Here is an 18965-nt window from a genome sequence, read left to right as displayed (position 1 = left end):
TTAACTTTTCAAAAACATAAAATAAGTAAACAGATAATAGGCAAGAAAAATTCTGCCCACATTCTTATAGTGATCATCCCAAAACTTTACTTTAAACAGAGGGTAAGCAATTATAATTGCCATAAGAAACCAAGAAAGATATGCAAAACGATTAGAAAAATTAGCTCTAATCACTAAAATCCAAAAAGTATTGGCAATCATATATGTCCCCCAAAGATGGGTGTAAAACTCATCTTTAAATCCTCTTTTAATGATATAATAATACCCCGCAAAAACGGCAAAAGCACTATACACTACAAAATCCCACCTAAAGCCTGTATTACTCATTTGATCTTGGTACTCTTTGTTTTGAGTAAGATATTGGTTTACACGTTCGTCTCCTATCCCCAGAGAGCCAAAAAAAGATTCCCAAAAACCACCTCCTACTAGAGACAATGGGATAGCAGCTAACCAAATATAGAGATAAATTTTCGGATTTTTATACAACCCCGAAACCAGAAATGCAGCAATAGGTATCATTAATGAATTATGAAAACCATACGCCAAACCCATAATAGCATACATTAACCATTTTTGCTTTTGATAAAACAATAATGAAAAAATAAAAAGAGAGGTTGCCATACCATTTCTAATTCCGTTGGTGCCATAAGACCAAAACGAAAAAGAGCCTACCATCATTAGAAAAGGAATAAACCAATACTCAGAAAAATATTTTTTGGCAAAGAAATAACACGGAATAATATATATAACATCTACCAAAAAGAAATAGGTATTTACATCCATTAACCCTGCACAAAACCGAGTGAAATACCCAAAAAAAACATCCGTTTTTACTGGCAAATTGGGGTCTAACTGTATTTTTTGAAATCCTTCTGCATAAGTACCCATATCACCAAATGCCCAAGAAATAGGACGTGTACCCATATATAACAATGTGAAAACAAGCAGAATATACCCCAAATTCTGTGTGGCTTTTACACTTTCTACTTGTTCTATAAAATATACCCTAGACTGCATAAACATATACAAGGTAACTATTAACAAAAGGTGATAATAGATGGCTGTATATTCTGTTATAGGGATAAAATCAAACATTATACAAATCTACAAATAAATTATTCCAGAGTTTCATTACTTCTTGGTCTGAAAAACGGTTAACATGCTCTTTTCCTTTTTGAGAAAAGCATTGTCTTAACTCTACATCTGCTGCAAGTTTTTTTAATTTCAATTTAAACTCCTCTTTATTTTGAACTAAAAATCCATCTTCATTATTGCTGATGATAAACTGTGGTCCCGTAGGGCAATTATAGGAAACAATAGGTAACCCAACCGATAGAGCCTCTAATAGCACCATGGGGAAACATTCTGTTTCAGAGGTCATGGCATAAATACTGTACTCTTGCATGGTTTTCAGAATATCATCCGTGATTCCCATAAACTTCACCTGTTGTTCCAGCTGATATTCTTCAATTTTTTGTTCCAGCTTTTTTTGGGTATCCAGATAATCTTCCCCATAAAAATGAAGTTCCCAATCTTTCAAGTCATTTTTTACCTCATTAAAAATATCAATCAACTCGCCAAAGTTTTTCACTGGCGATATTCTTCCCGCAGCCATTATTTTTTTATTCTGAACCTTTGCTATCAAATCACTCATAGGAACAGGATTAGGGATTACCGTAATCTTTTCGCTATTGTAAAACTCTTTTTCTGCCGGATTAAGCACCACTAACTGATGGTATTTCTTCTCTGCATTTCGGGATAAAAATGCCATTATTTTCTCTTTTATACTTTTAGGAACTTCTTGTTTAGCCTCTAAAAATCTGGACGAGTGAAATTCTTTTATTTTAGGAATCTTTGGTAAGATATACGGCAGAAAATAAAAATCAAATGAATAATTAGATACCACCAAAACATCTGGCTGCAATTGCTTTATCTGTTTTTTAATTTTAAAAAAATGTTTGATAGCCTTGATTAGGTTTAAGGGATGAAAATAACTCTTATCTCTATAGTAATTAATTGCTATATCTCTAAGATTTACTTTTTCTGAAAAAGTATAACATGGTTGATGGCCTTTTTGTTCTGTGGTGACCACCGTAACCTGATGATGATACTGCTCTGCCAAAAAATTAGCTTTGGTTGCCAAAACCTTTTCTATTCCCCCATGAAGAAATGTTTGGTCTGTAAGATAAACTATTTTCATGTTCTATTTTTCTTTGCTTGCTCATTGGGGTTAATTTTTTTAAAAAGTTCGTCCCATTGTTTTACTACGTTTTGCGGCAAAAAACGTTGTACATTTTCTTTAGCCTTTCCTCCCATTGCTATACGCTTATTTTCATCTTCAATCAAGGATTTTAAGGCATTAGCCAATTCTTCAACATTACCATTCGGCACCAAAAGCCCATCACACCCATGATTTATAATATCTGCAGGCCCATGAGGACATTCAAAAGCAACACAAGGTAGTCCGCAAGCCATCGCTTCAATAAGTACCATTCCAAATCCTTCTGAACGTGATGGCAGCACCATTATACTGCTGTTTAAATATGCCTGATCTATATCCTTCACAGGTGGTGAAAAGAATACTTTTTTTTCAATTTTCAATCTATTTGCCAATGTAATATAAGTATGGGCTTCATCATATTTTCCATAAATATGAAGCTCCCAATCAGGATGTAAAGAGACAACTTGCTTCCACGCATTTAGCAATAAATCATATCCTTTGTTATAACTGTGGCTTCCTACTGCAATTACAGTCTTATTTTTTAGGCTTGATGATGTTTCAGGATAAAAACTTAATAAATTAGGGATTACCTTTACGTTTTTGCTTTTCCATTCTGTAACATTACCTTTTGTCAACACCACAAAAGCATCAAATGTTTTGGCCAAAACCCGCATGAGGTAATAAGTTAGTTGATTTTTAAAAATTGTACTTTTCTTTGAAAAATTCAATTGAACCGAAGCATGTCTTTCATATACTATAGGAGCTTTTTTTCTTAATAATAATGGTATAAAAAATCCTTTTAATCCATCATCACAGACCGATATCACATCAGGCTTTATCTCTGCTATCACCTTATTTATCCCTGCTCTGTATTTTGAAAAGTATTGAAAGGCATTCCCCGAAACTTCTATATTATGCTGAATAATCTTCTTCGAGAAAGGAAAAAACAAGTCGGTTTTAGATTTTTGATTAAGCGTAACTACATGAATATCATATCCGTAATCTTCTGCCAAAACTTTAGTTTTCACAGAAAGTACGCGTTCCAAACCTCCTGAACCGTCTATTGCGTTGGTGATGTATAATAATTTTAAAGCCATTTATGAATTTTATTCTGAATGATATTGACGATGTAAGAGCTAAATATACACATACTCACCAAAACTGAAAAAATAAGAATTGGATATTTAAACCCGTAAATTAACTTTGGAAAGTAAATCAAATAAAAAAACATGTGAATCAGCCACATATTAGTAGAATGAGGATTTAAAAAAGCTAAAAATCTATCTACTATTATAGGTGTTTTTAAATAAACATAAATTAAAATAAAAGCTAATCCCGTAAAAGGAGCTATTATAAAATTGGGGATAATTCCATGAAATACAATCAACAAAATAATAAGTCCCAATCCCAAAAAGTTATTGAAATGAATTTTATGAAACAGAGGCCTTATTTTTTCAGCCCACTGATATTCCAATGCCATGGCACCTAACATAAATTGAAAAAGGGTACAAAAATATAAAGCCATATAACGGTGTAACCATTGTAAGATGGCATAATCAAAAACATTGGTTTTATATATTCTAAAATAAAAAGCAATACAATATAAAACAAGTAGAATCCCTACATAAAAAATGGGATTCAGTCTATCCAATAAAGAAAACCAAAACCGACTGCTTATTACAAATAACAAATAAATGGTTAAAAACCACCAAGCCCCATTATAAGAATTATCTAATGCCAAAAAATTAAGTATAAACTTTAGAAAAGAACCTGGGTACCCCTCTTTTCCCAATACCCAGCCCAACACAACTGCAAATAAAACAACGATAATCCAATAATTGATGTATATTTTTTTTATTCTGTGCTTAATACTTAATCCATAAAATTCTTTATCCTGTTTGTACTTATAATACAGCCCAAAACCACTTATAAATGCAAAAATCGGAACACACGCATCACTAAACAAAGATACGTAATAAGTAAGCGGCTGCTTCCCAACAAAAAATAATGGAGTAAAAAGACCATTATAATCTCTGTTGAATAAATGCAAACACAGCATCATCAAAATGGCAATGGCTTTAAGCTGGTTAGATTTATGAATGGTGATCTGCATTAAATATTTAAGGTTAAATGTTTTTTTGAATCCAATATTAAAGTATCTATTTTTGATTTATCAAAACACACAAAAGGAGTCTCATATAATTCACTAATATTATCCAATCTTATTTTTTTTAAATCATACTCTAGATCATCTAAAAGATTCTCCGTTTTATCACTGTAGATTATTGGTATTAACTGCATATTATATTTGATTGCTAATATGTTAGCATGAAATCTGGCAGCAATAAAATAAGAACACTCCCCAAAACATTTTAAAAAGTCTTTTATATTTCCCTGATAATCTACTATCTCTACATCTTTTATTTGTTTCTGAATTTCTTTACAAATCTTTAAATCGCCTTCACTTTTACAAAATGAAAAAAGGCGAATTTTAAAGTTTTGTTTTTTAAACTTTAATATCATCCTAACATGCGATTCAATATATTCATCATGAAATTCTGAATAGCCTTCTTTATGTTTTGGATTAATTACAGATATACCTAAATAATCCTCTTTTTTTTCAACAGATGGGATGGTATAATCCCACAAAATATCAGGATAACAGCCTGCATTACTTAAACTTGTAAACAATTCAAAAGATTTTTTGTCTCTAAAATTTATAGAGTCTATTCCTGAAAACAATCTTTCGTATTGATTATAGAATTCATCTGAATTGTAGGGGCCAAAATTACAACCCATGAACCATACTGGTTTATTTTTTGATTTAAAAGCATTGATTATCCCCTTACGATATTCAAAAACGCTTTTCCAATATGATTCCTCTCTAAATATTCCACCTCCTAAAAAAAGAAGCCCGTCATAATTTGCGCTTAATCTTTTATAATCAGTAAGTTTATTATGTCCAATTTTTTTAAAAATTTTATCTACTATTGTATAAGGAAATTGTTTAACATTATTGTAGTTCATGAAAAAACTTTTATAATTTTTCCCCGGATGAAATGGCACAAAATCAAATTCTGGATACTTTATTGCTAAGTAATCCAGAAACATATCATCTCCAAGATTATTTGCCAGATAAATATCAACTAATATTTTTTTACGCATTTTTAATTTTTCTTATTTTGGCGAATAGTATACTGTAGTAAAAAGCTAAATTAAAAAATGAGTTTTTTATTAATAAAAAAAACAATGCATCTTCATTATTCAATTTAAATTTACATTCTAAAAACTCTCCCTTTATTAAATGATAAAGTTTTTTTAATTGCATGGGATTATAGGGATTCTGTTTCATCATTTTAATTAAAAAATTAAAATATCTTTTTCTTAAAATAACATTTACCTTTGCTTTTTCATCATCTGGAAACTCTTCTAAGACCCTTTCAATTAAGTGTTTAAAGTTTTCAATATACGTTAAATTATATTGACTACTCAAACCGTTTTCGTGTAATCTATTATAATAATAAATAGGAGAAGATACTAATTTTATTTTGCTGATTTTTTTTGCATATTGCAACACAAATAATAAGTCCTCAGATAGTTTCAACCTAGAATCCAATCTTAAACTATTTTCTTTTATTACCTGATTTTTAAAAAGTTTTGACCACAAAACCCCTGTAACACCATTAAAAATTTCCCCGATAAAAATATCACTATCTATGGTCTCTTGATTTAAAAAATCCGAAAAATCATGGAGAGCTATTCCTTTAGGATTTTGTATGTTTTGTTCATAATAACCTGCACACACCAAATCAACATTAGCCGCAACATCATACAATTCTTCTAGGTAATTTAAACTTACCTTATCGTCTGCATCAATAAACGTTATCCATTCTGAGTGAGCATTCTCTATCCCCACATTTCTTGCGACAGATGGGCCCTGATTTTCTTGATTAATCAATTTTATTCTCTTGTCTGCAAAAGAATATCTTTCCATAATTATTCTGGATTGATCTACAGATCCATCATTAATAAGGATAAGCTCCCAATCATCAAAAGATTGTTGAATAACAGATTCAATTAAATTGGAAATATATGGCTCTGCATTATAAACAGGTGTTATGATAGATATTTTAGCCATATTTATTAATTATTTTATCAAACAATTCAATCCATCTTGGCATAATTATCCCTTCATTATATCGTTTACTCTTCTCAATTGCATAACTTGACATTGTTTTTCTTAAATGAGGTTTTTCTATAAGTTCTAAAATTTTTAATTGTAATTCATCTCTATCATTTAGCCTGACTAAAAAACCATCTTCGTTATCTGTAATGATATCTTTTGGGCCACAAGGACAATTATAAGAAATTACCGGTAATCCCATTTGCATTGCCTCTACCAGCACCATCCCAAACCCCTCTGCCATTGATGTAAACAAAAAAAATGCACTATTCTTCAGTTCTTTTTCTATATGATTAGATCTACCCATTAGAAACACATGACTTTCTAATTCTAATGTTTTTATCAAATTGGAAAGGCTTTTTTTCTCTGGGCCTTCTCCATAAATTTTCAGTTTCCAATTAGGATGAGTTTTAATTATATTTTTCCAAACTAAAATCTGATCTTTAAAATTTTTAAATTGATCTAACCTACCTACAGAAATGACCTCTTTTGCATTTAAATCATAATTTGGCTCAATCTCAAATTTTGAAACTACATTAGGGATTACTACATCTCCATTTTTATAGTTTCTGAATTTTCTGTCCTCTTCTGTTAATAGTACTAACTTATCAAATTTTTTTAATTGCTGATTATATAAATAAGTGAAAAATTTACCCTTTATTGATTTATTATAATGATCCATCAAACCAGATGCCTGTAAAGAAGAATGAGACTCCCTTATGCATGGGATATGTGGATTAAGTTTGGGCAAAATAAAATCTTCAAAACCTCTTTCTACATTAATTACAATATCTGGTTTTATCTGATTCATTATGTTTTGATAAATCTTCTTTAGTTTTTTGATTTTATAAAAGAAACCCAATATTGGGATTTTTGTCCATCCATTATCATATTTGTTAATGTCTAAAACTAATATATTAACCGAAGGCGAAATAGAATAAGCAAAATCACTTTTGTTTTTTTGCGCCACAAGTATAGTTACTTTATATTTTTGCACCAAAAAATTAGCCTTATTAACCAAAACCCTTTCCACACCTCCAGGATTATCTAAAGAACCTATGGTATAAACTATGTGTTTCATTTCTAAAAGAGTTTTTTTTCTAATATTAGTTTTAATTTATCCTTCATTGTTAAGCGTGACAATAATATTTCTTTAAAAGAATTATCACATAACAATTGTTTTGGAATATATACTTTTTTATTAAAATTCATCTTTAGTGACTTTTTAATATTAATTGCTCTAACTAAAAAATCTAATAATAGATGTTTTTCCTCTTTTATGTGCAAAATTTTAGCAATTTCAACTGTCACAAAATAAGAATCTTCTTCTTTTTTTTGACTTAATTTACTCGTTGTAGTAGAACTTGGTCTCGAATAATAATAATAAAGCCCTTTATCTGAAATAAAAATAGAATTTATAAAACTGAGCATTCCTGCAACAAACAAATTATCTTCATATACAATTCCTTCTTTGAAAGAAAGGTGATTAAAAATTGTAGTTTTAAATATTTTATTACAAACAATCCAACTAATTTTCTTTTTAATCAACCAATTTTTATAAAAATTATCACTAATTAGCTCCTGTTTCTGAATAGTTTTATGCTGGTCAAAAGTTTCATAACTCCAATAAATTGGATATTGTAGACAGTCAATAGTAGTATTATTAACCAAAATCTCCATATTAGAAGATAATGTATCTGATGAAATTGCGTCATCAGCATCTAAAAAAGTCACATAAGGGGTTGTTACCTGTGATACCCCAAAATTTCTTGCTGCTGCCTGACCTTTATTGGTTTGTGAAAAAAAAACAATTCTAGAATCTTTCTTTGCAAAGTCTTGACATATCTCCAATGAAGCATCTGTAGACCCGTCATTGACCAAAATCAACTTCCAATGAAGATAACTTTGATTTATAACAGACTGAATACAATTATGCAAATATTTTTCTGCATTATAAATAGGCACTATAATAGAAATTAACATCTGATTATTTAAAAATTATTTTCTTATATGTCCAATCAATAAAATTAAAAATAAAACAAATAGTCTTCATTGATGGTTATTTTCAATATTATTTTTTTTTCGTTGGATAACTGAAAAATTGAAAAGCTAAAAAAGATTTATACCAAATTCTAACTACATCTAAAAAAATATAATTTTTCATATACAAATAACTTAAATGAATAAGATTTTTTAAAGAAATACCATTTACTTTTAAAAGTGCAGATTCGTATATTCTAATTAAGATTTTTTTCTGTTTATAATTAATTTTTTTTAGGTTAAGATTTATCAAATCTTTATAAAATTCTAATGAAATGCTGTATTTTATATCATTATTATCTTTACCTCCAGAAATACTTTGTGTGCTTACACGCACATATACTATTTCATCGTTAATTGAAAACAAAAGACCAAAATTACTGAACTCAAGTACAGCCATATCGTCTGTATGCCAAGCATATTTGTAATTTCTGAAACCAATTTTATCAAAAGTGGTCTTTCTAAATATATGCTCACTTAAAGAAGACCTCGATTGGTCAATCATTTTATGATAAAATGCATCTGATGAATTCATGATTTCTTTATTCCTAAAAACTTTAGTAATTTGATTATCATCATCATCTATAACTACTGTTGCATACTTTATTACATTAATTTTCAACTTTTCTACACTGTCTTTTTTTTTATAAAACTCCTCTACCACCTTCTCTCCTAAGACATCATCATCTCCCAAAATCATAAACCACTCCTCATCTTGCATCATTGCCAAGCAACGTTCCCATTGTTTCACCAGCGAAATACCTCCCAGATTATCATTAAATCTTTTGTAAGTAAAATTAAATTTTCCCTGATATTTTTCTAACAGTTCGGTAGGTGCATTAGGACTTGCATCGTCCCCAATATATACCTGAAATCTCTGGTCGGTTTGCTGTGCAAGAGATTCTAAGGTTTTTTCAAAAAAATTAATTTTGAAATATGGTATGATGATGGCGAGCATTCTCTAAAAAAAATTAGTTGTTTTTATTTTATTCAAAAATAGGGATTTTATTTAAGTCACTATTGAAAGTCTTCATAAAAAAGAGCGAAAATTTCAAAATCTGTGCCCCAACCCTAAAGGGTGGATTTTGAAATCTTTTCCCCGTCCCTAAAGGGTGGATTTTGAAATCTATTTGCCTACATTAATGGTGGGGTTTTGTTTCGCTTCGCTTTTATAGAGTATCCTAAAATAAAAACAACTCTTTAAGCATAAACTTTCAGAGTTGTTTTACACACACAAAATTTACTGATTAGAAAGCAATGTTCCCTAGATAAACAGAATTGCTGGAGGTTTTAGAAACTGTGTCATACAAAAATGCATAGACTTCTACATTATACCCTAAGAAATTCTGCGGTAGCGTAACACTGGCGGTAAGTCCATCTCTGTTTGCAATGCTTTCGAAGACATAAAAGGTATTCACCTCCTCGATATAGCACACCACATTTACGGTGTCTTCTGCTTTGGCATTACCGAAAACAGTATTGTCTTCCCAATTCAGTGTGATTACCGTTTCGGAATGTGTAGTGGTAAGATTCTGAAATCCAAAGAGTGTACCTTTGGCCACCAATACTCTAGCATAAAGAATTTGAGTTCCTGCCCCTGTAATCTCTACCGCATTGGTAATGTGGTAAGAAGTGGCCATATTGTACTTGCTTTTCACTCCCGTGTCATTTCCAAAGTAAGTACTTAGGGTGCTTCTTAACGGATTAAGGAATTCACTCACTGCTTTAAATTTTAATCTCTGAATTCTTTGAGATTCAGTTGGCGCTTTCGCCGCTGTTTTAGGTAAAGCTCTCATAATGCTTTCACCTCTCCATGTGGAACCGATTACCGTTCCTACTTTGCCTTGGAATCCTCCGAGGATTCCTGTCTTGATTTTTCCCACTGTTATTTATTTTTAGGGGTTATACAAAAAATTTGATTCACTTGTATTAGCTCTGCAGCGCTATTACGAGTACAAATATAAATTGTAAAATATTGTAAATCAACTACTTGTCTGCTTTTGTCGGGTATTGTCTAGGTATAGCAAGTATTGTCTTGAAGTGGCGTTTTGGCTGGAGTGAGGAGATTAATTTTATGGGAAGATTTTCTAAGAATCGAAAAACAGACAGGGTAGAAATTGGGATTTTAAACCCCTCAAAATAGGGTTTTGTTCGAATCACGTTCGAATCAGGTTCGAGTCTGCTTCGGAAAACGGGTACTTTTTCCGAACAAAACTGCACTTTGACTGCACTTTGATTCAAGGGAAACTTACTCCAAACAATAATTAATTTGATAACAATATGAACTAAAAAAGTTTACATTTTTTTAATTTTAAGTAACTCAAAATATTAATATTATATACTTTTTTTAGTAAAAAAGTTTACAATTTTATTTTAAAACAACTAAAAAAAATATTTTTTTTAAAAATTTATTCGCTAATTTTGAAATACACTTTTGGTCTATCCCTCTGATTTACAAAGTAAAAAAATGGGGTAAACAAAAGCTAATAACTATATAATTTTATTATTTTTTAATTTATGAAGTACCAAATCATCGGACAGGAATTAGAAAAAGTCTTTGAGCTAGTTTCAAAAGTAATGAACCCTTTAAAAAAAGCAGAATCTGTTCTAGACAGACCATCTGATGAAGATTTATTGTTTTATGACAATGTCTCAATGATGGATAAGCTAAAGGTCTCTGAGAGAACCTTGCAACGCCGAAGAAAAAACGGCGAAATAAGATTTATTCGCTTTGGGGGTAAGATTTACTATCCTAAAAATTTTATGGTCTTGCCTGCACACGAACCCGAAGTTCCTGAAGGCGAAAAAGACAATATCATCCCGCTTAATGAATTTATAAAAAGATATAACACGCCAAGACCGAGAAGCAGAATAATAGATGTAGACCGATTGGCCAAAAGACTGACCTATTTTCCGAGTTCTGAAAAAACCTACACCCAAAAAGATATGGCAAGACTGTTGCAACGCACCCAAATTAAACGAAAGAAAAACCACGACCACCTAAAACTCTGGCCTAAGAAAATAAAATTAATAGGGTTGCCAATTAAAAAAAACTAAAATGATTGATTTGAAATTTTAGAATACAACGCCGCCCCAGCAAATGCTGGGGCGGTGGCGGTAGTTATATAATGTTATCTTCTGTCCAAAGGTTGGCAATTAATCTGCATTCTTATTGCAGAGTATTAAATACCTTGTAAATCTGTCATTGTTTTAAAATAACTGGATTTTAATTTGAGCTCATCAAAAGTGCCATGCGCAACTACAGTACCTTTGTCTAATAAATAAATAATATCTACATCTTTAATAGTAGATAAACGGTGTGCAATGGTGATAATGGTAATTTTACCGTGTAATTTCATTAAACTATCTTTGATATCTTTTTCGGTTTGCGCATCTAATGCTGAGGTAGCTTCGTCTAATATAAGAAGATCAATATCTCTATACAACTCTCTGGCAATACTTACGCGTTGCTTTTGTCCCCCGCTTAAATTCAATCCATTATTTCCTAATAAAGAAGCTTCTTTTTTGGGTAAATCCATTAAAAAAGATTTTAGCGAAGCCATTTCAACAACCTTCCAAAACTTATCTCTATTTTCCTGGGTACGCTCTGTCCAAAAAGTAATATTATCGAAAATATCACCATTAAAAATGGTAGGATCTTGTGACACATACCCCATTTTAGCTCTGTAATCCAAAAGATTAATATCGGTAAGCGGCACTCCATTCACTATTATTGCTCCTTCAGTTGGTTTCAATAAACCAGAAATAACATTTACTAAAGTAGATTTACCAGAGCCCGTTTCACCAACCAATGCAACGGAAGATTTTTTATTTATCGAAATATCAATTCCATTAATCACTTTTACCTCATCAAAGTTTAAATGTAAATTTTTAACTTCAATCTGGTTAATAGCTTCAATCTGAAGCTTACCAGAATTATGTTCTTTGTTGATTTTTAAATAATGTTCAAAGCTTTTCATATTCTCCATAGAACCTACTTTTCCCAAATACTGATTCCAAGTGGTTTGCATAGAAATAACATAGGCCATTGCCCGATAAAAAAGAACCAAAATAACCATAACAGAAGATAGAGTATCTTTGAAAACCAATACCTGTACGCTAATGATTATGCATACAATAATAACCATCATAGGTTCTCTTACACTCGTAAGAAATGCTGAAATATTGCCAGACCGTACGCTGTTGGTCATTATTTTATCCAACAATCTCTTCATACGATTAAGGAATAAAACATTTCTCCCGGTAGCTTTCAAGTATTTGAACTGACTCACTGACTGAACCACCAAGCCTGAATATTCATTACTCAAATCTGTAAAATCCCTAGAGAGGGTAACTGTCGTTTTATAAAAACGCTTATATACAAGATGAGATATTACCCCACCAACTAAAATTAAGATAGAAAATTTTAAATCTAAGGTAAAAGCCAAACCGAGATATACGACAACAATCATCGCATTTTTTATGGTTTCCAGATAAGAACTACAGGCCGAAACTACTAAATTTGCTTCTCCTGTTAATGTATTCTGAAGCCTTCCTACATCAGAAGAAACAAACTCTTTATAGTTCAGCTCACTCAAACCAATAGAATTATCAATACGAATTTTTCTGATAAAAGTTTGTAAAACTATATTCTGATAAGATAAAGTAAAATAAACAAATGATGCTTTTAATATAAAAAGTAAAGCAATTAATACCAGTACAACAACTAAGTTTAAAGGTAGCCCCAAAAAGGAAACAAATGCATTCAAAACATTGTACAGCTGATTATCCACTGCTACTGAACTTTTACCATCTGCAATTTGTAATAAAGGAATAAACATGGTTATCCCCAAACCATCTGCCAGAACAGATAAAAAACTGCATACCAACAATATAAATATCTTATACCCTATATAACGATAAAAATAGTATAATGTATTAAACTGCTTGGCTAAATAAGCTTTTATTTCAAAACTTGTATTTTTCATCTAAAATCTGTTTCTACTCAATATGATATACTATTTTATTGTCATGAGATATGACACTTCTCCCAGAGTTGAAACTGAGCATTATAATTTCATCTATTAAAACATAAAGATACACCAACCTCCCTAGAATTAAGCTTTTATTTCAGAAAAAATAACTTCTTCCACCAAGGTTTCTTATCATGATCTGCGGTGTAAGAATATCCGTAACCGTATTTATATCCGTAGCCATATTTATTGCTGTAGGTAAGATTTAGGTAACTTACATCATTCAGCACAATGGCCATTTTCCCCTTGGAGTGGTCTTTGGATACCTGATTCGCAAATCCTATCATCTCCTTATCGGTATATTCTGAGCGCATTAAAAATAACAACACATCTGAATATTTGATTAAGTTATAGGTATCTCCTACCATGAGCATAGGCGCTGAGTCTATGACCACATAATCAAAATGCTGCTGTGCATAGTCTAACAAGTCTGCAAATTTTTCACTTTCTAAAAGTTCATTAGGATTGGGAGCAATGGCACCTGAATGGATGAGCTTAAGGTTTGGATTAATGGCAGATTCTGAAATAAATCTCTCGGGCTGTGCAGCGTAATTGCTTAAGAATTCTGAAAGTCCCTCTCCTTTGAGGTGCATAAATCGTTTGAGCTGAGGATTTCGGATGTCTGCTCCCACTAACAATACTTTTTTGCTTTGTGCCAAGGTAAGTGCTGTATTTACTGAAATGGTGGTTTTCCCTTCTCCTTTAATAGAAGAAGAAATGAGGATAACTGGGCATTTCTCGTTTTTATTGAAGAAATACTTGATATTAGAATAGAGAATTCTAAAAGATTCTGCAAAAGCTGAGAGGTCGTTCTTACCGATAATGTTTTCTGCCCCTTTCGGTATATTGGGAATTTCTGCTACTACAGGTATGTCTTTTACTGAGTCTAGTATGTCTTCTTTTGTATGAATGTAGGTATCTAATGCATTCTTGACAAAGAAAAATAATAAAGGTAACAATAACCCTAGTGCATAGGCATAGAGCATTATTTTGCTTGCGTTGGGTGATACTACCCCTGTCGTATAAGCAGGGTTAAGGGTTTTCACTTTTGGTGTGGTTACTGCCAAAGCCATAGAAATCTCTTCGTTTTTCTGAAGTAGGTAGAGATACAGCGCTTCTTTAATTTTCTGTTGGCGGTCTATGTTTTTAAAGAAATTTTCTTGCTCTGGAAACATAGACATTTCTTGTTTGTATTTAGATATTTTGCCTTGTTGATACCCTAAGTTCGTAGATATTACTTCTTTGGATTTATTCAAACTTTCTCTAATGAGACTTTTGAGCTGAGACAAATCTTTATTGAACTGCACAATCATAGGATTGGCAGGTGTGGCTTGTCTCAGGGTTTTATTTTTTAAGAGGAGCAATTCATTATATTGGGTGATTAAGCCTTCCGCAGCATTAGGTACCCCAATATTGGTAGGAAGCAACTGATCATTGGGAGCATTGACCATTCTGAGTACTGCATTTACCATCTCTAGTTGAGAAGCGAGTTCTAGTGTCTTTTGGGTTCCCTCATCTAAACCTTTGATGCTAGATTGCGCCTGCGTTTCTATATCAAAAATCTGGTTGGATCTTTTATAATTGGTTTTCTTCCCTTCAATGTTTGACAGCTCGCTGGTAATGAGTTGCAACCTTTCATTGATAAAAGCAGCAGAGTTACGAGCTTCTAACTTTTTGTCATTGTCTGCATCTAGATTATATTGCTTTATTAATTCATTGAGAATATCTTCTGACTTTTGTGGGATTTCACCTCTGTAGAAGAGGTCCATGATATTGGTATCTGTATTGAGATTGGTTACCGTGATGGCTCCCTCTAAACCAGCCGCTATATTCTTGTAGTTGAAAAAATTTACATTGATATAGTCTTGGTAATTTATCCCTTCAACTTTAGAAATTTTTACTATCCCAAATCCTAAGTCATAAGGCACATCAAAATAATAAGATTTAGGATTCTTGCCTTCTAGATTTGCAAGCAGAAATCTCTTATTGTCTAAGGCTTTAATTTTATATGAAGCTCCTCCGAAATTTTTTTCGTCTTTTAGCGCAATAATCTCCCCTCGAAAAGGGCTTAATTCATATAATTCTATTTTCTTGATTTTGGCTTCTTGAACAAAGGTTACATCTAGATTAAGTTTTTTAACTACTTTTCTCAAAATTGGCTTAGACTTCATGAGGGCTATTTCATCTGAAATAGGATTTTTGGCGATCCCTCCTGTTCCCATGTTTTGCAAATCATTGAGCCCAATAACGCCTGTGCTTTTTTTGGTAGAGTTATTAAAATATACTGATGCTTGGGAGCTGTAGATAGGAGTGGTATATCTCAGATATATTTTTGCTGCTATGGCAAAAAGAACAAAAGAGAGTACAAACCAATACCAAACCCTTACGTATTTAAAGATTTCTTTTTTAATATTGAGCTTTTTAGCTCTTTGTGGTAGAGAAGATTGTATGGGCTGAAGCGTTTCCATTTTAATTTTTTATAAAATTATATGCCGCAAATAAAAGTCCTAATACTCCAGAATAGGTTAGGATTTTACTTAAAATAGGGGTTTTGTTTGCAGCAATCTGTGCATCTCTGTTTGGAAGAGCGTACAAGATATCATTATTTTGGATATAATAATATGGAGAATTAGATAGGTTATAATCTGTAAGGTCTAAGGTAATGGTTTGGTCTTTGCCATCTATATTTCTAATTAATCTTACATTGGTAAGGTCTGAATTTTCATTGGTTCCTCCACCGAGTGCAATAGCTTGTAAAATATTTAATCTTTCATCAGAATAGGTTACCATTCCTTTTTTATTAAACTCACCTAAGAAAGTTAATTTTTGATTTTGCTGATTGATGATGACAATAGGTTCAAGCAAATATTTTTTGAGTCTTTCTTCTAAGTCTGTCTTCAGTTCATCTACTGTGAATCCTGAAACTTTGATTTTCCCTAAAGTAGGAAAGTTAATTTCACCTTCTTTGTCTACTGTATAATTCAAGTTTGCTGAGGAAGAAGTATTTCCTACCTCGGCATTATTAATTTGACTTATTGTATTTAAGTTAAAGGGTTTGATGGCAATCTCATCATAACCTGTAACTTTTATGTCTAATACATCTCCTATCATTAACTTATTTCCCTGAAATCTGGCTTGGGTGATTTCGGCATTGTAGTTTATGTCTTTATCCATGTAAATCATGTCCTTTTTAGGACCGCATGAAATTACAGCCAGTGAAACAAGCAGTATTAAAAATCTTAAAATGTTCTTCACGTGATTTTGGGTCATTTATTAGACAAAAATAATATAAATTTATGATAAACAATCATTTTAAAAAGTGAGAGCTTGGATAAATTTTATTTCCTAAGAATCTTTTGGTGAGAAGGTTTATTTATTGGTGTATTCCTTTTTGAACTCAACTCTATAAAAGCTTCAATTTATATGCAAAAAGCACAGTAATAAAATACTGTGCTTCATTTATAATATGCTTTTTGTTTAGTTAAAAGAATAACTAAATCCTACTCCCACTAATCTGTTCCAAGTTTTATGATCTTGATAATTAGGGTATACTTCGGATAAGCCTTGATCATATCTTAAATACACCTCTATCTTATCGCTAATTACATACCCTAACGCTCCAGAAACTGATAAATTCAGTTTTTTCATATCATCATCTCTCAATCCTATGTACCCCGCTTCTTCATTGGTAGGTCCGGCTCTATTTTCTGAAACATTATAAGCAAATCTAGGCCCAATCATGAAATAAAAATTCTCAAAATATCCTCTGTACAAGTGAAATTTCCCATACAATGCAAAAGCAACAAAATCATTTCTGTAATATTGTCTGCCTTGCTCTAGAATGGTTTTTTCGCCTTCCATGCTGAATTCTACTACAGGATAAATGTAATAACGAAGCGGTGCATAGATACTTCTCTGGAACGTTTCTAAAGGAATTTCCATAAACAAGCCTACACTTGGCGCAATTCTCCCTCTTGAGAAGTCATGAATTCCCTCGATAGACGAAGAGTGCACATTTGCAATCGCTCCCCATCTTACTTCTTGCGAAAAAGAAAATCCTGAAAGCAAAATGGCAAAAACAAAGAATATTTTTTTCATAAATCATGAAATTTATAACAAATTAACAGTTTTCATTTCAGTTAAGCAACATTATCCGTTAAATAATGCTCTTCCTTCCATTAACTGATGTACTTTTTGTTTTATTTGCTCTAGGGTATTCTCATCTTTGATATTGGTCACCACTTCATTGATTAAATCTGCAATGGTCTCCATATCTTTTTCTAATAAACCTCTCGTGGTGATGGCAGCGGTTCCTAATCTGATTCCAGAAGTGATGAATGGAGACTTATCGTCATAAGGAACCATATTTTTATTACACGTAATATCTGCTTTTACTAAAGCTTTTTCGGTTTCTTTACCGTTTACATTTTTATTTCTAAGGTCTACCAACATCAGGTGATTATCTGTACCTCCACTTACAATGTCAAAACCTCTGTCTATCATTGCTTGAGACAATGCTCTAGCGTTTGCTACCACTTGTTTGGTGTAGGTTTCAAATTTCTGGTCGATGGCTTCTGCATAGGCTACTGCTTTTGCAGCAATTACGTGTTCTAGCGGCCCACCTTGAGTTCCTGGGAATACTGCTCCATCTAATACGGCACTCATCATTTTGGTTTCGCCTTTTGGTGTTTTGTGACCATACGTATTTTCGAAATCTTTGCCCATCATGATCATTCCTCCTCTTGGTCCACGAAGCGTTTTATGGGTAGTAGTGGTTACTACATGGCAATGTTCGAATGGTGAGTTCAATAATCCTTTGGCAACTAAACCTGCAGGGTGTGCAATATCTGCCCACAATGTAGCGCCTACCTCATCTGCAATTTCTCTGAATTTGGCATAATCTAAATCTCTAGAATACGCAGAGAAACCTGCAATCAGCATTTTTGGTTTTTCACGAAGTGCTACTTCACGCATTTGGTTATAATCAATCAACCCTGTTTCTTTTTCAACTCCATAAAATATAGGACGGAAATTAATTCCCGAAAAATTTACATGAGAACCGTGAGTCAAATGACCTCCCATTGATAAATCCATTCCCATTACGGTATCACCTGGTTTTAAAACAGACAAATAAACTGCTGCATTAGCCTGAGAACCAGAGTGTGGCTGTACATTGGCATATTCTACCCCGAAAAGTTGTTTTGCTCTTTCAATGGCCAGTGTTTCTACCTCATCTACCACTTCGCAACCTCCATAATATCTTCTACCAGGGTAACCTTCTGCGTATTTATTGGTTAAGACACTTCCCATCGCTTTCATCACATTTTCAGAAACAAAATTTTCTGATGCAATTAGCTCTATACCATTGGTTTGTCTTTCTCTTTCTCTTTCAATTAGTTCAAAAATGATGTCGTTACTCATATTAGATTTAAATTTTGCTCAAAAATAAGAAATTATACAGATATTTGCGATAAGTTTACATTAATAA

16 protein-coding genes are annotated in these 18965 nt (G+C 32.1%); 1 reads left to right on the top strand and 15 read right to left on the bottom strand.

What is annotated here, in order from left to right:
* From KKQ76_RS00890 to KKQ76_RS00845, 10 genes are all read right to left on the bottom strand, one after another.
* The gene (locus KKQ76_RS00890; protein ID WP_213195412.1) at positions 1-1095 is read right to left on the bottom strand and encodes an EpsG family protein; all 1095 of its coding nucleotides are present in this window, start codon (positions 1093-1095) and stop codon (positions 1-3) included.
* Complete coding sequence (locus KKQ76_RS00885) at positions 1088-2200, bottom strand: glycosyltransferase (protein WP_213195411.1); 1113 nt, start codon at positions 2198-2200, stop codon at positions 1088-1090. The genes KKQ76_RS00890 and KKQ76_RS00885 overlap by 8 nt, the downstream gene beginning before the upstream one ends.
* Positions 2197-3318: a glycosyltransferase family 4 protein gene (locus tag KKQ76_RS00880; RefSeq protein ID WP_213195410.1), complete on the bottom strand. Its 1122-nt coding sequence runs from the start codon at positions 3316-3318 to the stop codon at positions 2197-2199. The genes KKQ76_RS00885 and KKQ76_RS00880 overlap by 4 nt, the downstream gene beginning before the upstream one ends.
* Entirely contained in the window at positions 3309-4334 is a 1026-nt protein-coding gene (locus KKQ76_RS00875; RefSeq protein WP_213195409.1) for an acyltransferase family protein, read from the bottom strand. The genes KKQ76_RS00880 and KKQ76_RS00875 overlap by 10 nt, the downstream gene beginning before the upstream one ends.
* A complete protein-coding gene (locus tag KKQ76_RS00870) occupies positions 4334-5386 on the bottom strand; it encodes a polysaccharide pyruvyl transferase family protein (RefSeq protein ID WP_213195408.1) in 1053 nt (350 codons plus the stop codon). The genes KKQ76_RS00875 and KKQ76_RS00870 overlap by 1 nt, the downstream gene beginning before the upstream one ends.
* Entirely contained in the window at positions 5379-6359 is a 981-nt protein-coding gene (locus KKQ76_RS00865; RefSeq protein ID WP_213195407.1) for a glycosyltransferase family 2 protein, read from the bottom strand. Before KKQ76_RS00865 ends, KKQ76_RS00870 begins: the two co-directional genes overlap by 8 nt.
* A complete protein-coding gene (locus KKQ76_RS00860; protein WP_213195406.1) occupies positions 6352-7485 on the bottom strand; it encodes a glycosyltransferase family 4 protein in 1134 nt (377 codons plus the stop codon). The genes KKQ76_RS00865 and KKQ76_RS00860 overlap by 8 nt, the downstream gene beginning before the upstream one ends.
* Positions 7486-7487: 2 nt before the next feature.
* On the bottom strand, positions 7488-8387 hold the full coding sequence (locus tag KKQ76_RS00855; protein ID WP_213195405.1) for a glycosyltransferase family 2 protein: 900 nt from the start codon (positions 8385-8387) through the stop codon (positions 7488-7490).
* An 88-nt stretch (positions 8388-8475) separates the two neighbouring features.
* A complete protein-coding gene (locus tag KKQ76_RS00850) occupies positions 8476-9402 on the bottom strand; it encodes a glycosyltransferase family 2 protein (RefSeq protein ID WP_213195404.1) in 927 nt (308 codons plus the stop codon).
* A 289-nt stretch (positions 9403-9691) separates the two neighbouring features.
* Entirely contained in the window at positions 9692-10327 is a 636-nt protein-coding gene (locus tag KKQ76_RS00845; RefSeq protein ID WP_213195403.1) for a DUF6266 family protein, read from the bottom strand.
* A 634-nt stretch (positions 10328-10961) separates the two neighbouring features.
* Between KKQ76_RS00845 and KKQ76_RS00840 the strand changes: the two genes are divergently transcribed.
* Positions 10962-11501, top strand: a complete 540-nt coding sequence (locus tag KKQ76_RS00840; protein ID WP_213195402.1) for a helix-turn-helix domain-containing protein — start codon at positions 10962-10964, stop codon at positions 11499-11501.
* Between the two features lie 125 nt (positions 11502-11626).
* On the opposite strand, the gene KKQ76_RS00835 is transcribed toward KKQ76_RS00840, so the two are convergent.
* From KKQ76_RS00835 to glyA, 5 genes are all read right to left on the bottom strand, one after another.
* Complete coding sequence (locus KKQ76_RS00835; RefSeq protein WP_213195401.1) at positions 11627-13432, bottom strand: ABC transporter ATP-binding protein; 1806 nt, start codon at positions 13430-13432, stop codon at positions 11627-11629.
* Positions 13433-13569: 137 nt separating this feature from the next.
* Positions 13570-15945 carry a GumC family protein gene (locus KKQ76_RS00830; RefSeq protein ID WP_213195400.1) on the bottom strand — a complete coding sequence of 792 codons (2376 nt, stop codon included), beginning with the start codon at positions 15943-15945 and terminating at the stop codon, positions 13570-13572.
* A 1-nt stretch (position 15946) separates the two neighbouring features.
* Entirely contained in the window at positions 15947-16651 is a 705-nt protein-coding gene (locus KKQ76_RS00825; protein ID WP_213195399.1) for a polysaccharide biosynthesis/export family protein, read from the bottom strand.
* A gap of 303 nt (positions 16652-16954) precedes the next feature.
* A complete protein-coding gene (locus tag KKQ76_RS00820; RefSeq protein ID WP_213195398.1) occupies positions 16955-17575 on the bottom strand; it encodes an outer membrane beta-barrel protein in 621 nt (206 codons plus the stop codon).
* A gap of 51 nt (positions 17576-17626) precedes the next feature.
* Positions 17627-18898 (bottom strand): serine hydroxymethyltransferase, encoded by a 1272-nt coding sequence (glyA, locus tag KKQ76_RS00815; protein ID WP_213195397.1) that lies wholly within the window; start codon positions 18896-18898, stop codon positions 17627-17629.
* Positions 18899-18965: the final 67 nt, after the last annotated feature.

The organism is Cloacibacterium caeni (assembly GCF_907163105.1).
GTDB classification, from domain to species: Bacteria; Bacteroidota; Bacteroidia; order Flavobacteriales; family Weeksellaceae; genus Cloacibacterium; species Cloacibacterium caeni_A.
Note: the sequence above shows the minus strand (reverse complement) of the source record. Positions and strands in the feature narration are given on the sequence as shown.

Bases quoted from the DNA above. Each gene is read 5' to 3' on its own strand.
- KKQ76_RS00890 (WP_213195412.1), bottom strand. From the start codon at position 1,095: ATGTTTGATTTTATCCCTATAACAGAATATACAGCCATCTATTATCAC.
- KKQ76_RS00885 (WP_213195411.1), bottom strand. From the start codon at position 2,200: ATGAAAATAGTTTATCTTACAGACCAAACATTTCTTCATGGGGGAATA.
- KKQ76_RS00880 (WP_213195410.1), bottom strand. From the start codon at position 3,318: ATGGCTTTAAAATTATTATACATCACCAACGCAATAGACGGTTCAGGA.
- KKQ76_RS00875 (WP_213195409.1), bottom strand. From the start codon at position 4,334: ATGCAGATCACCATTCATAAATCTAACCAGCTTAAAGCCATTGCCATT.
- KKQ76_RS00870 (WP_213195408.1), bottom strand. From the start codon at position 5,386: ATGCGTAAAAAAATATTAGTTGATATTTATCTGGCAAATAATCTTGGA.
- KKQ76_RS00865 (WP_213195407.1), bottom strand. From the start codon at position 6,359: ATGGCTAAAATATCTATCATAACACCTGTTTATAATGCAGAGCCATAT.
- KKQ76_RS00860 (WP_213195406.1), bottom strand. From the start codon at position 7,485: ATGAAACACATAGTTTATACCATAGGTTCTTTAGATAATCCTGGAGGT.
- KKQ76_RS00855 (WP_213195405.1), bottom strand. From the start codon at position 8,387: ATGTTAATTTCTATTATAGTGCCTATTTATAATGCAGAAAAATATTTG.
- KKQ76_RS00850 (WP_213195404.1), bottom strand. From the start codon at position 9,402: ATGCTCGCCATCATCATACCATATTTCAAAATTAATTTTTTTGAAAAA.
- KKQ76_RS00840 (WP_213195402.1), top strand. From the start codon at position 10,962: ATGAAGTACCAAATCATCGGACAGGAATTAGAAAAAGTCTTTGAGCTA.
- KKQ76_RS00835 (WP_213195401.1), bottom strand. From the start codon at position 13,432: ATGAAAAATACAAGTTTTGAAATAAAAGCTTATTTAGCCAAGCAGTTT.
- KKQ76_RS00830 (WP_213195400.1), bottom strand. From the start codon at position 15,945: ATGGAAACGCTTCAGCCCATACAATCTTCTCTACCACAAAGAGCTAAA.
- KKQ76_RS00825 (WP_213195399.1), bottom strand. From the start codon at position 16,651: ATGGATAAAGACATAAACTACAATGCCGAAATCACCCAAGCCAGATTT.
- KKQ76_RS00820 (WP_213195398.1), bottom strand. From the start codon at position 17,575: ATGAAAAAAATATTCTTTGTTTTTGCCATTTTGCTTTCAGGATTTTCT.
- glyA (WP_213195397.1), bottom strand. From the start codon at position 18,898: ATGAGTAACGACATCATTTTTGAACTAATTGAAAGAGAAAGAGAAAGA.